General features: G+C 27.1%; 13 protein-coding genes and 1 other annotated feature. Of the genes, 4 read left to right on the forward strand and 9 right to left on the reverse strand.

Going from position 1 to position 14,180, the window contains the following annotated elements:
- The 3 genes from E6248_RS06110 to E6248_RS06120 form a co-directional block, all read right to left on the reverse strand.
- On the reverse strand, window positions 1–667 hold a 667-nt coding region (locus E6248_RS06110; RefSeq protein WP_316339928.1), incomplete at its 3' end, for a Mur ligase family protein.
- 1 nt (window position 668) lies between these two features.
- A complete protein-coding gene (locus E6248_RS06115) occupies window positions 669–1,457 on the reverse strand; it encodes an ATP-grasp domain-containing protein (protein ID WP_316339929.1) in 789 nt (262 codons plus the stop codon).
- Window positions 1,454–2,347: a RimK family alpha-L-glutamate ligase gene (locus E6248_RS06120; RefSeq protein WP_316339930.1), complete on the reverse strand. Its 894-nt coding sequence runs from the start codon at window positions 2,345–2,347 to the stop codon at window positions 1,454–1,456. Before E6248_RS06120 ends, E6248_RS06115 begins: the two co-directional genes overlap by 4 nt.
- A gap of 112 nt (window positions 2,348–2,459) precedes the next feature.
- On the opposite strand from E6248_RS06120, the gene E6248_RS06125 reads away from it, so the two are divergent.
- Window positions 2,460–2,891 carry a hypothetical protein gene (locus tag E6248_RS06125; RefSeq protein ID WP_316339931.1) on the forward strand — a complete coding sequence of 144 codons (432 nt, stop codon included), beginning with the start codon at window positions 2,460–2,462 and terminating at the stop codon, window positions 2,889–2,891.
- A gap of 262 nt (window positions 2,892–3,153) precedes the next feature.
- Here E6248_RS06125 and E6248_RS06130 read toward each other — a convergent pair whose 3' ends face one another.
- From E6248_RS06130 to E6248_RS06140, 3 genes are all read right to left on the reverse strand, one after another.
- Window positions 3,154–5,796, reverse strand: a complete 2,643-nt coding sequence (locus E6248_RS06130; protein ID WP_316339932.1) for a valine--tRNA ligase — start codon at window positions 5,794–5,796, stop codon at window positions 3,154–3,156.
- Window positions 5,797–5,872: 76 nt separating this feature from the next.
- Window positions 5,873–6,091 (reverse strand) — a binding site (T-box leader).
- Window positions 6,092–6,346: 255 nt separating this feature from the next.
- Entirely contained in the window at window positions 6,347–6,475 is a 129-nt protein-coding gene (locus E6248_RS06135; protein ID WP_316339933.1) for a CPC_1213 family protein, read from the reverse strand.
- A gap of 53 nt (window positions 6,476–6,528) precedes the next feature.
- Window positions 6,529–7,473 (reverse strand): carbohydrate kinase family protein, encoded by a 945-nt coding sequence (locus E6248_RS06140; RefSeq protein ID WP_316339934.1) that lies wholly within the window; start codon window positions 7,471–7,473, stop codon window positions 6,529–6,531.
- Between the two features lie 213 nt (window positions 7,474–7,686).
- On the opposite strand from E6248_RS06140, the gene E6248_RS06145 reads away from it, so the two are divergent.
- Complete coding sequence (locus E6248_RS06145; RefSeq protein ID WP_316339935.1) at window positions 7,687–8,052, forward strand: tetratricopeptide repeat protein; 366 nt, start codon at window positions 7,687–7,689, stop codon at window positions 8,050–8,052.
- A gap of 310 nt (window positions 8,053–8,362) precedes the next feature.
- On the opposite strand, the gene E6248_RS06150 is transcribed toward E6248_RS06145, so the two are convergent.
- Genes E6248_RS06150 through E6248_RS06160 form a run of 3 tightly spaced genes read right to left on the reverse strand, consistent with a single transcriptional unit; the run spans window position 8,363 to window position 11,341 of the window.
- The gene (locus E6248_RS06150; RefSeq protein ID WP_316339936.1) at window positions 8,363–9,433 is read right to left on the reverse strand and encodes a transglutaminase-like domain-containing protein; all 1,071 of its coding nucleotides are present in this window, start codon (window positions 9,431–9,433) and stop codon (window positions 8,363–8,365) included.
- Between the two features lie 17 nt (window positions 9,434–9,450).
- A complete protein-coding gene (recX, locus tag E6248_RS06155; RefSeq protein ID WP_316339937.1) occupies window positions 9,451–10,086 on the reverse strand; it encodes a recombination regulator RecX in 636 nt (211 codons plus the stop codon).
- A gap of 16 nt (window positions 10,087–10,102) precedes the next feature.
- On the reverse strand, window positions 10,103–11,341 hold the full coding sequence (locus E6248_RS06160) for a pitrilysin family protein (RefSeq protein WP_316339938.1): 1,239 nt from the start codon (window positions 11,339–11,341) through the stop codon (window positions 10,103–10,105).
- 394 nt (window positions 11,342–11,735) lie between these two features.
- On the opposite strand from E6248_RS06160, the gene E6248_RS06165 reads away from it, so the two are divergent.
- Together E6248_RS06165 and E6248_RS06170 are read left to right on the forward strand one after the other, a co-directional pair.
- On the forward strand, window positions 11,736–12,410 hold the full coding sequence (locus tag E6248_RS06165) for a response regulator transcription factor (RefSeq protein ID WP_316339939.1): 675 nt from the start codon (window positions 11,736–11,738) through the stop codon (window positions 12,408–12,410).
- Window positions 12,394–13,908, forward strand: a complete 1,515-nt coding sequence (locus tag E6248_RS06170; RefSeq protein ID WP_316339940.1) for a HAMP domain-containing sensor histidine kinase — start codon at window positions 12,394–12,396, stop codon at window positions 13,906–13,908. Before E6248_RS06165 ends, E6248_RS06170 begins: the two co-directional genes overlap by 17 nt.
- Window positions 13,909–14,180: the final 272 nt, after the last annotated feature.

Here is a 14,180-nt window from a genome sequence, read left to right on the forward strand (position 1 = left end):
AATTAGCAATTATTAATTCAGACTTTGTATTTATAGCGTTATTTACAATTACTTTTAAAGCTTCTTCTTTTTGATTGCAAGTTATTACAGGTATATTATCTTTTATAATACCTGCTTTTTCATTAGTTATTTCTTCAATTGTATTTCCTAAAATATTTGTATGATCTAAACTAATTGATGTTATTATAGATAAAATTGGTGTTAGTACATTAGTTGAATCAAGTCTTCCTCCAAGACCAACTTCAACAACTCCAAAATCAACATTACTTCTATATAAATAAAGAAACATTATACAAGTTAATACTTCAAATTCTGTAGGGTGATTAAAGCCCTCTTCAACTACCTTTTCCACGTAAGGCTTTATTTCATTAATTAAACTTATAAAATCCTCTTCCTTTATATTCTCTTCATTAATACGAATAGTTTCTTCTATATCTTCTAGATGTGGGGAGTTAAAATATCCAACCTTATATCCATGTTCAATTAATATTCTTCCTAGTATAGCTGATGTTGAACCCTTACCATTAGTACCTGCAATATGAATTAACTTTATTTTTTTATGTGGGTTACCTATTAACTCTAATAATCTTTCTGTTCTTTCAAGACCATAATTTGATCCAAGTACCCTTAGTCTTTCCAAGTATTTTAATGTATCTATATCCTTCATTTTACTCCATCCCTTTAACTTCATTTACTATATGATTTAGAAATTTTTCCATTGTATCATTAATTCCTAAATGACTTAACATTCTACTTCCTACAGCATCTTCAAATTCATTAAATAAAATTTCTCCATTTTTTAAGAGAAGAAAATCTATACCACCATAATCAATATTTAAGTTATTTAAAATTTTATTTATAATTTCCTCTTCTTTATATGAATACTTAAATATTTCTACACTTCCACCTTTGGTAAAATTAGAAACTATAGATTTTTCCTTAGGAATTCTTATTACCGCATGTTCAATTTTGTTATCAATTATGTAAAACCTTATATCTCCAATGTAATCTCCAATATATTCTTGATAAACATTTTTACTAAAATCTAAGTTATCTAGATTTTCTAATATTCTAATATTGATTCCACCATGTCCATTTTTAGGCTTTTCAATTATTTTTTTATTTTTATCTATTTCTTTTAAATTACTATATACTTTAGGATACTTAAGTCCTAAGGTTTCTATATAATCATAAGCAATTAATTTATCATTTCCTAAAATACAAAACTTATAATCATTAAAAACCCTTACTCCCTCTTCCTCTAATTTAAATGTAATATTAAAATTCCTAGATCTATTTATCGCAAATAAAAAATCAATACAAACTTCATTAATTTCATCCTCTAAAAAAAGTCTTATATTTAAACCCTTTTTCTTTCCCTCTTCAATTAACCAATCTATGTATGATAAATTTTTACTTAAGTCTTCTCTACTATAAATAACAATACCTTCTATCATAAAACTTCCCCTAATATATACTCTAGTATTTTTCTCCCAAAGCTCTTTCCCCAAAGTTCTTCAAAGCTTAAGAAATTTAAATTAGAATTTACTTCACAAAGAATTGGCTTATTATTTTCACCAAATAATAAGTCAACACCTGAAAAGTCTAACCCAAGGGCCTTATGTGCTTTTAATGCTAACTTTTCTTGTTCCTCTGTTAAATCTATTAATCTACCTTTTCCACCTTGGCTAATATTAGCCCTAAAATCTTTCTCCGACTCCCTAAGCATGGCCCCTATTACTTTATCACCTATAATATTTACTCTAATGTCCCTACCATAACTACTTTTAATATTTTCTTGAATTATAAAATCTATATTTTTCTTATTTAATTCAGTAACCTTATTAATAAATTCTTCCCTATTATTTATAAGATAAACTTGCATACCAAAAGAACCCATTGATTCTTTTATTATTACACTTTCACCTAAAGCCTCATAACATTTAACTAGGTAATCTTCACTGTTAAGTGAGTAATCAAATATCATGGGTGATAAAATAGTTCTCGGTATCCTTATATTATTATTTGAAAGCACTAAATGCATTAATCCTTTATGATCACAATTCTTTATTGCCTCACTTGAATTAAAGACTTTAAATCCCATTTTCTCAAGATGCTTAGCAAGTAAAACATCTTTATCCCAGAAAATTATAAATTTAGGATCTTCCAATCTTTTTAAATATACTAATTCAGCCTCTCCACTTTTTGAGTACATAGGAATTATTTCCGTATTTTTAACTGCTTCCAATTTAATATTTAGCTTCTTCCCCTCTTCAACTAAGGAATCCACTAGCTTTAATATTTTAAGAACATTTAAAGTTCCATTATAAATTATCCATCCTGTCATACTAAACCAACTCTCTTATTATGTAGTATTTATTAACCTATTTTTATCACTTTAAAAATTCTTTGTCAACCTTTATACTATTATTATCTTAACATATACGAAGGAGACAATTATGAATGATTTAAAGGAAGTATTAAAATTAGACTTAAATAAAATATCTATTTATGAAATAAATGAAGAAAAACTAATAGAACTAAAAAATTGTGATTATTATATAAAAAATAATTTTTACTTCTGGCTTGCAAATAAAATTAATATATTTGAAGATAAAAATAACTTTAATGAACTAGCATATGCACACTATTTAATGTCCTATTATATTTTTATAGTTCTTACACCTTTATGCTATGAAGAACTAGCCTTCAATCATATAAAGAAAGCTTTAAAATATGATAGCAATATAAAATATAAAGAATGGCTTCTTATATTCTCTACACTACCTACTAGTTATTTAAAACAATATGATGCTATAAAAATAGCTGAAGAAGTAGCTAACGAAGATCCAACAAGTACATTAGCTAATACTATTTTACAGATGTTTTAATATGAAAAAGTAGACTATTAAGATATATTGTTCCCGTAGCAATACTAAAAAATTAATCAAACCTTACTCAAAAAAATCTACTTTTCAGACTATCTTTTTCTGTAAATCATTAAAGTTATCTACAGATTTATAAAAATATAATATCCTAAAGATAAAAAACTCCCTAAAAAGGGAGTTTTTTATTAAATCTAATTTCAGTAATTTGGTACAAATTACATCCTAAATTCTTCATTTTTAATTTTTCATTCTTAATTCTTAATTCTTAACTAAGTGCTTCTATTCTAACTAAAACAGCATCTAACATTTCTTGATACTTTTCTCTCTTTTCTTTTTCACCATCAATTACTGCTTGAGGTGCTTTAGCTACGAATCCTTGGTTAGAAAGTTTCTTATCTATTCTTTCTACTTCGCCTTCTAATTTTTTCTTTTCTTTATTTAATCTTTCAAGCTCCTTTTCTTTATCTACTAAATCAAGTAAAGGCATAAATAACTCTCCACCTTTAACAACTAGTGATACAGCATTTTCAGGAACTTCATTTTTATCATCAATAAATGCTACTTCTGATGCAGATGCTAATTTTTCTATATAGTTAACTCCTGCAGTAAAGGCTTCCTTAGCTTCAGTTGTAGTATGAGCTATAACTTTAGCCTTTCTTGAAGGTGGCACATTCATTTCTGCTCTAACATTTCTTAATCCCTTAATTGCTTCAATTATAAAGTCCATATCTTTTTCAGCTTTTTCATCTTTTAAAGCTTCATTAGCTTCTGGCCAGTTAGAAACAACTATTGATTTTCCATCTGTTAAAGTAGTATAGATTTCTTCAGTTATAAATGGCATTACTGGATGTAAAAGCTTAAGTCCAGTTTGTAATACTGTATTTAAAACATTATAAACTATTCCCTTAGCCTTTTCATCTTCTCCGTATAATACACCCTTAACTAATTCTATATACCAGTCACAGAATTCAGTCCACATAAAGTCATATACTTTTTGAAGAGCAATTCCTAGTTCATATTTTTCCATGTTTTCAGTTACTTCACTAACTAAAGTATTCATTCTTGAAAGAATCCATTTATCAGCTAAACTATATTCCTTACAATCAGCATATTTATCCATTATTTCTTTATCAAGGTTCATCATAACAAATCTTGATGCATTCCACATCTTATTAGCAAAGTTTCTGGCAGATTCAACTCTTTCAGGGATATATCTTATATCATTTCCTGGAGAGTTTCCTGTAACTAACATAAATCTTAAGGCATCAGCACCATACTCTTCAATTACTTCTAATGGATCTACACCATTACCTAGTGACTTACTCATCTTTCTTCCTTCTGAGTCTCTAATAATTCCATGAATTAATACAGTATCAAAAGGAGTTTCATCCATATTGTATAATCCTGAGAAAATCATTCTCGCAACCCAGAAGAAGATAATATCATATCCAGTTACTAAAACGTTAGTTGGATAGAAATATTCTAAGTCTTCTGTTTTTTCAGGCCAACCTAAAGTTGAGAAAGGCCATAATGCTGATGAGAACCAAGTATCTAATACATCTTCATCTTGATGAAGGTGCTTAGATCCACACTTTGGACAAACATCTGGAGAATCTACTTCAACTATCATTTCTCTACAATCATTACAATACCAAACTGGGATTCTATGTCCCCACCATAATTGTCTTGAAATACACCAATCTTGAATGTTTTCCATCCAATTGAAGTATATTTTATCAAATCTTTCAGGAACAAACTTAGTTTGCTTATTCTTAACTACATCTATTGCTGGCTTTGCTAATGATTCCATCTTAACATACCATTGCTTTGATATAATTGGTTCAACAACAGTATTACATCTATCATGAGTTCCTACATTATGAGTATGAGGCTTAACCTTAACTAACAGTCCTAAATCTTCAAGATCTTTAACCATTTGCTTTCTTGCTTCATATCTATCTAAACCTTGATACTTTCCACCTAATTCATTAATAACTCCATGGTCATCCATAACTCTAATTTGAGGTAAGTTATGTCTAAGACCTACTTGGAAGTCATTAGGATCATGAGCTGGAGTAATTTTAACAGCACCTGTTCCAAATTCAATATCAACATAGTCATCTGCAACTATTGGAATTTCTCTATCTGTTAGAGGTAACTTAATCATTTTACCTACTAAGTCTTTAAATCTATCATCATTAGGATTAACAGCTACTGCAGTATCTCCAAGTAAAGTTTCTGGTCTTGTAGTCGCTATTTCTAAATTCCCACTACCATCTGCTAATGGATAATTAATATGCCAGAAGAATCCATCTTGCTCTTCATATTCAATTTCAGCATCTGAAAGTGCAGTTGAACACTTTGGACACCAATTTGTTATTCTATTTCCTTGATAAATTAAACCTTCATTATATAACTTAACGAAAACTGTTCTAACAGCCTTATTTAAATTTTCATCCATAGTAAAGGCTTCTCTAGTGAAGTCACAAGAAACTCCCATCTTTTTAAGTTGATTTCTTATAGTACCTCTATATTCATCTGCCCATTCCCAAACTTTTTCAAGGAATGCTTCTCTTCCCATTTCCTTTTTAACTAAACCTTCTTTTAAAAGTTCATTTTCTACCTTAACTTCTGTTGCAATTGAAGCATGGTCTTGTCCTGGAAGCCATAAAGTAGAATATCCTTGCATTCTCTTAAATCTTATAAGCATATCTTGAAGTGTATTATCAAGAGCATGACCTAAGTGAAGCTTACCTGTTATATTTGGTGGTGGCATAACTATTGAAAATGGCTTCTTATTTTTATCTACTACTGGTGTAAAATACTTCTTTTCTTCCCAAAGTTTATAAATTCTTTCTTCAAAGTCTTTTGGGCTATAAGTTGTGGCTAAGTTTTTCTTTTCTGACATATCTAATTCCTCCTATATAAAAATGATACTTGTAATTAAATTCATTATTTTAAGCAATAAAAAAGAGACCTCCTCATAAAAGGACGAAGTCTCGCGGTACCACCTTTTTTCTTAATATATAAAATATTAAGCTCTTTATATAATAACGACCAAGTCAGCCGCCTTTACCTACTTAGTTTCAGTAAAGATGCTCAAAAGCTACCTTCAGGATACTTTAATATAGAAGGCTTTCAGCCCATGACCTTCATTCTCTTAATATACAGTATTCCCTACTCCTCTTTATCAACGCTTTTAAAATATGATTTTTAAGGCTATATTATACCATATTATTATTTTTGTCAATAATATTGATAGACTTATTATAATTTAATTTTCTTTCTTTACAAAATTGAATAAGCTAGTATATATGTTTTAATAAAGAAATTACACTTTAAAGTTTTATAACATATAACTCCTTTTCCTTTTGTATATCCTATTAATTCTTCATTTAATTACTCATTAATAATTGATAAAACCTTCAGTTAAAAAAGGGGCTGTTACAGCCCCTTTTTTAACTGAAGGTTTTTGGAGTAAATTCATTGCCCTTAGCTTTTGGTTCTCCAAAAGTTGCTTTAACACTTTCTACTTGAGGATTATGATTTACATGTTTCTTATTACTATTTTTAGGTTTCTTACTCATTTCTTTCACCTCCAAGATAGTCTTATCTTATGTAAAAGAAATTTTATTATGTATTAACCTTCTATCCAATTCATATCCTTCATAAATTCGTGAACATATGCTTCACTCATATTAGGATTAATAGTATCTTCATGAATAATAGTTATAATTGACATTGCTATAGCATATTTTACTGTATCAATTAATGATAAGTTATTTAAATATCCATATCCAATACCTGCTACAAAAGAGTCCCCAGCTCCTGTAACATTTTTAACTGAAACACTTGAAGTCTTAAGTTTTCCTTCTTCTGTTTTATTCTTATAGTATATACCATCAGCATCTAAGCTTATAAATACATTTGTAACACCTTGTTCTAAGAAGTAATCACAAGCTCTCTTTAAATCTTCATCAGTATTTATCTTAAATCCACAAAGGACTTCTGCTTCTAATCTATTTGGTTTTATTGTATGGAAATACTTAACTAAATGCTTTATTTTGCTTGCTCTAGCCGCTGATACAGGGTCTAAAATAAACTTAGTATCCTTAGAATATTTCTTTAGTATATACTCTAATAATTCTGGATGGTCTGAATCTACAACCATATATTCAGCATTTCTTATTATCTCAGCCTTAGTATCAATAAAATTAGAATCAATTTTATTTACGCATTCCATATCTACTATTGCAGATTCCATTTCACCATTTTCATTTAGAATAGCCATATATGTAGGTGTATACTCATTCTCTAAAATAAGGGAGTGTTCCATATTATAACCTATTTCCTTAGAGTTATTTAAAATATTTTTCCCTTGATCATCTCCACCTAAAACGGATATAAAGCTTGTATTAACATTAACTCTTGCTAAATTTTCTGCTATATTTCTACATACTCCACCCAAAGAAATCTTAATATTACCAGGTATAGAATCTCTACTGCTATATTGTCTTCTACTAAAGCCTATAATATCTACAATGGACGCACCTAATACTAATATATAAGGATCATTTTTATACATATCATCTCTCCCAATCTTAAAATCCGTAAAAAATATAAATCCATTATATTAAATAAACATAAAAAAATAAAGTTATTTTTATATATTTTGTCGAATTTTAAATATTAATAATTTTATTAAAATTTGCCATTTTATAAACCCTTACATATATTGAATATTACAAAGACTTTCTGTCAATAATTTAATTAAAATATTCTTAAGATGGAGGATTTTATGAATTATTTTAATGAAGGAAATATGTACTATAATTTGAAAGATTATTTAAAAGCAATAGATTATTATAAACTATCCATTGAAAATGAAGAAAATGTTGCTTGTTCATATTATAATTCTGGAGTTTGTTATATAAAAGTAAGAAATTTTGATAAAGCTATAGAACTTATAAAAAAATCAATACTTATTCAGCAAGAAAGTAAGTATTATTTTAATCTTGCTTATTGTTATGCAATGAAAGAAAACGTAAAAAAAGCATTAATCTATTTTAACATGGCTTGGTCACTAGATCCAACTGATATTGACTGTGAAAAGGCAATAAATTTAATTATGGCAAAAAATAAAAAGTGGGACGTATCAAATTAAAAATTCCAATAATATAAGTTTTTTCGACCCTAAATCAAAGTCGACTAACTCATATTATTGGATTTTTTTATATTAGTCATCTAATATATTGAATTTTTTCTAGTTTAAATATTAGCAGGTAAAACATATCTAATTATGTCCTTACCTATTAAACTTATATTATTTCTGATTATATTTAAACATAAAATTTTATCTACAAATTAATATAAAAAAACCCTCTATTTCTAAAATAGGGGGTTTTCATAAAATATAGTAATTCTGAAAGAATTACATCCTTAATTGTTCATTATCCATTGTTAATTTTTAATTGTTAATTCCATTCTCCTGCTATTTCAGCATTTATATGATCCTTATCAAAGTCATTATTATCAAAGTAATCTCCTGATAAATAGAAAGTTGGATCTACATTTATCCATATTCCCTCATCTTCTAAATATGCTTGATTCCAAGCATGAGGTCCATAATTTCGACCATCAAAAGCATCTCCAGTAACTATTCTACTTCCTAGTCCTACAGCCCTTGACATTGCAACATAAAGGCAAGCATAATCAAAACAAATACCACTTCTAGTGTTATAAGCTTCTAAAGCTCCACTATTAGTTACGCCTTCTCTACCTAATGCTTTTTCTGCTTTATCAAAATCATATTTAACATTTGATCCTACCCATGCATAAATTCTTTTTGCTTTTTCCCTATCAGATTTAGCCCCTGCTGTAATCTCTTTTGCTTTATCATCTATTTCCTTGGAGGATTTAATTCCATCCTCTAATGTAACTCCATTGTAGTATATTATTACGTTTGAATTAGCTGGAATATAATCTTTAAAATCATTATATGATAAAACAGGCTTATTAACAGACACCATTTTGTTAAGTTTACTATATCCGCTAATATTATTGAAAATATCTATATCAGAATTTCTTCCAAATGTATAATTGTAAGTTATAATTCCCATAAACATAATTAGTATTACTACTAAACCTTTTAGAAAGCCAAATAAAGTAGAAAATAAGACTATTCTTACTTTCCCCCTACATAGCAATATCTTATATGCCTTACTAAGAGGATTACTTAATAGTGATAATATAAAATAAAAAGCAGCTTGAATTATAGCAAATATAACTCCTAATATTAATGCTTTTACTATATTATTATTAAGTATTGAGAACTCTGGATTATTACTTGCAAACTTTAATATAGATAAATAAATATTTTCCAAATTTAATAGCATTATTAGAAATGTTATAAATATAGAAAAATAATATAATAATCTTTTTAAAGAATATACTGCACTTTCTTCTTCTAGTGAACCTTGGATACTATCTTTTATAGAAAAAAGTAATAGCAAACCACATATTATATATGGTAAATACTCCAGCATAGTACTATCTCCTTTATTTATATATCTTCTTGATTAGTTATTTTTCTTACAACATATGAAACTGTATCATAGCTATATCCCTTAGATAATAAAAACCTAAATAATTTCTGTGATAATTTATACTTATCATCTTCTCTTTTGGCTATTACATTATATTTTTTAATAGCAATATTGTAAGCATTATCTCTTTCAGCTTCTTCATCTATATTAGATATACTACTCTCTATAATATCTTCACTTATCCCCTTTTTAATTAAGTCATACTTAATCTTACTTTTTCCTTGAGTTCTATTTTTATCTTTTATATAAAGTTTTGCAAAGTTGTTATCATTAATAAATCCATACTCCTTTAAAAATTCAATGGATTTTTCTATTGAATTTTTATCATAACCTTTAAGTAAAAGTTTATCTTTTAGTTCTTTTTCGCTTTTATATGTCTTTTCAACTATCCTTAAAGCTGCACTTTTACATTTTAGATAATTATCTTTTTTTGCAATTTCCTCTACCTTTTCAATATTAATAGATTCATTAGTCTTAAGTCCCTCTTTATAAACTAATTCACTATCTAAAGAAAAAGCATATTCATGATCAACATATACATTTACTCTATTTTTATTTCTCTTTTGTACTTCAATCTTTGTTATTGTATTCATAATTATCTCCAATTTATTAAGATCTTAGTATATGAACTGTAGGATTTTCTAATACCTTTTTAGACACTTCATTAATTTTATTAATATCTAAAGTGTGAAGCTTATTCATGTCCTCTACAAATTCATAAAAATTCTCTCCATCTAATCCTTGATGAAGAATATAGTTACATAATTCAGCTGGATCTTCTAAAGTTGATATTACTGCTGTTTTATGAACCTTTTTCATAAGTTCTAGATGTCTTTCTCCAATTTCTAATTTCCCGCTTTTAACATCATCAATAGTTTCATCTATAGCTTCAATAGCAGAATTTAAATCTTCCTCTGCTACTGCAGTATAGATATATAAAGTCTTAACGTAATTAGTCATATCTATACTAGTATAAATATCATATGCTAGTCCTCTTTTTTCTCTAATTTCTCTAAATAGTAAAGAGTTTGAACTTTCACCAAGCCTATGATTTAAAATTCTAAGTGGCAATTCCAACTCCTTGTCTAAATTATGGAAGGTATATAAGTAAACTATTGTATTTTGCTCTATATTACTTTTTTTGGTAGTAACCATAGTATGTTTATTATCTTCTATAATAATATCATTCTTTTTAACTTCCCCTTTTTTCCATTTACTAAAAATCTTTTTAACTTCTTCTAAAGCATCATTATGTTCATAAGATGACACTATAGTAACTATAGAGTTATTAGGAAGATAATATTTATTATAAAAACTTAAAAGATCTTCTCTAGAATACTTTTTAACATTTACTTCAAGTCCGGCCACATCATATTTTAATGGACTCTTATTAAATGCAATTTCATTAGTTCTCTTAAAGCTTAAGTCTTCTATATCATCTTTGCTAGTTCTCATTTCAGCTAAGATAACTCCTCTTTCCTTCTCTAATTCCTCACTATTAAACTCAGGATTTATAATCATATCTCCTAATATTTCTATTGCATTATTTAATTCCTCTTCTAAACAGCTAACAGTGTATACAGTTGAAGTATAATCGGTATATGCATTATACTCCCCCCCTAGAAACTCTAGCTCATCATTTAGGTCCTCATAGCTTCTTGTTTTAGTTCCTTTAAAAAGCATATGCTCTATAAAGTGGCTAATACCTCTTTCATTATTGCCTTCATTTAACGAACCTACTTTTACTCCAATATTAATTGAAGATATCTTAGTATCCTTTTTTATAGTAATAACTTCTAAACCATTATCTAAAAAATGTTTCTTAACATCAAAATTCAATTTAAACATCCATCCACCTATCATCCTTCATATTACCTTGTTTAAATATAATATGAATCCTTTATAAATATAACAATAATATTATATCTGTCTTTCTTATAATTATCTACCTTAATAATATCTTAATATAAAATAATGCTATTTTTACTTTACCATATAATTTATCACACTTATAATTATATATATGTATATCAATAACTTAGATTATTGTAGATATATAATATTATACTTAAAAAGAAACTACTAAAGTAACATATCAAAATTGAAAGCATCTATTTTAAAATTACATATAAGTTGTAACAATAATTATATTGCTTAAATATCTTTAACATAAAATATACATTAATAAAAAGAATACTATGTATTACAACTTATAAATAACATTGTTGTAAGGAGGGCTTTTATGAAAAAGACTATCTTATTAATTGAGGATGAAACTAGAATTAGATTTCTTCTTAGGGATTACTTTTTTAAAGAGGGGTTTAATATTATTGAAGCAAGTGATGGTGATGAGGGCCTAAACTACTTTATGAATAGCAAGGTAGATTTAGTAATATTAGATATTATGATGCCTCGAGTTGATGGAATTACTGTCCTTGAAATGATAAGAAAAGTTTCTAAAGTGCCAGTAATACTTTTAACTGCAAAAGGTCAAGAGGAAGATAAATTATTTGGATATGAAATGGGTGCTGATGATTATATGACTAAGCCATTTTCTCCCAAAGTATTAGTTGCAAAAGTAAAAGCTTTACTTAAGAGAACTTCTGAAGAGACCTTTTCCAGTGAAAATGATTATAATGGTTTAACAATAAATAAATTATCTCACGAAGTTAAGCTTAATAATGAAGTTATTAATTTATCTCCTAAGGAATTTGAATTACTAACTTACCTAGCTGATAATGAAGGTATAGCTCTATCTAGAGATAACATACTTGATAATGTTTGGGGCCTTGACTATTATGGAGATTTAAGAACTGTTGATACAAATATAAAAAGACTAAGAGAAAAACTTGGTGAAAAATCTACTTATATAATAACAGTAAGAGGAAGTGGATATAGATTTGAAGCGAAAAAATAAATTTACTATTTCAAAAAAAATATTTCTAATAACCTTCGGTCTTATATTTATTGTTTTAATTTTTAGTATGTTATTTCAAATTATATTTTTTGAAGATTTTTATTTAAGTAAGAGAACTAAGGATTTAGCTAATGATTCAGTTGAATTTACTAAACTTTACGCATATCAAAATAATGACATATTATTAAATAAAGAATTATTTAGATTCGAACAAGAAACTAACTCCAAAATAGCCATTTTCACTTTCGATGGAAAGCTTAAAGTTTTAAATAACTATAATACTTCTTCTGAAGATATTAAAAATTTAGCAGCTTTTTGTGAAGAATTAATTAATGATGATAAGTTAGTAAATGACGTAATAACTTCTGGCAAGCCTAAGGCCAAAATTTTTAATAATGAATATAGTAATTCTACTAAAATTGGAGTATTAACTCCTATGTCATTAAATAGTAAAAATGATTCTATATTTGTAACAGTATCATCAATGCAGCCAATTAGTGAGGCTTCAGGAGTAATTAAGGAATTCTATCTCTATTTATTTTTAGGCTTTATTATTATTGGGATGTTCTTATCTTCAATATATGCTAACTTAATTTCAAAACCCTTAGTTAATATAAATAAGGTTGCAAAAAGGATGTCTGCAATGGACTTTAGTGTGAAATGCGATGAAGAGTCTGATGATGAAATTGGTGATTTAGCTACTACATTAAACTTCTTATCTTCTACTCTTAAGAATACATTAGAGGATTTAAAATATAAAAACAGAAAACTTGAGGAAGATATAGAAAAAGAAAGAAAATTAGAATCTATGAGAAAAGACTTTGTTGATAGTGTTTCTCATGACTTAAAAACTCCAATAGGAATAATAGAAGGATATGCTGAAGGATTAAAGGATGGAATTGCAACTGGCGAGTCTGCTTCACTTTATTTAGATACAATAATTGATGAAGCTAAAAAAATGAATAAATTAGTTTCAAATATGCTAGAGCTTTCTAAATTAGAAGCTGGAATTTCTAACTTACTTATAGAACGTTTTAATATTTTAAGACTTATTCAAAAACTAATTAAAAGTTTCACCTTAGAATTCGAAGCTAATAATATAACTTTAGATTTAATATCAGATTTTGAATACTGCTATATTATTGGAGATACCCTTCAATTAGAGCAAGTTATGACTAATTTAATTAGTAATGCCTTAAAATACACTCCAAATGGAGAAAAAGTTATAATTGAAGTTCTAGACAAGGGTGAATTTGTTAATATTTCTGTTGAAAATAAAGGTGCTAATATACCAGATGATGAACTTTCTAAGTTATATAATAAATTCTATAAACTTGATAAAGCAAGAAACTCATCTCAAAGTAGTAATGGACTAGGCCTTGCTATAGTAAAAAGAATTTTAACCCTACATGAAAGCCATTATAGACTATATAATACTGAAGATGGTGTTAAATTTGAATTTACTTTAAAAAAGGCTATTGAAGATGAAATAGAGTAATCAATTTATGATGTATAATGAACGAGAAAACTCCAAGGGAGTTTTTGAGAACAAAATATTTTTAATGGAGCTGCTTTTACCAGCTCCGTTTTTCTTTCTATTTTAAATATATTACTTTAAATTCGCTATTTTAAATTTTTGATTTTTAAAATTACCAGTTCAATTATACTTATCAGAGGATTATTATAAATATATTAAACTACTTAAAAGTTAACTATTATATCAAAAATTCTTAAACCTTTAATAGTTAAATAATTTTTATATTATTACTC

Origin of the sequence: Clostridium sp., assembly GCF_032552055.1 — a bacterium.
GTDB lineage: Bacteria > Bacillota > Clostridia > Clostridiales > Clostridiaceae > Clostridium.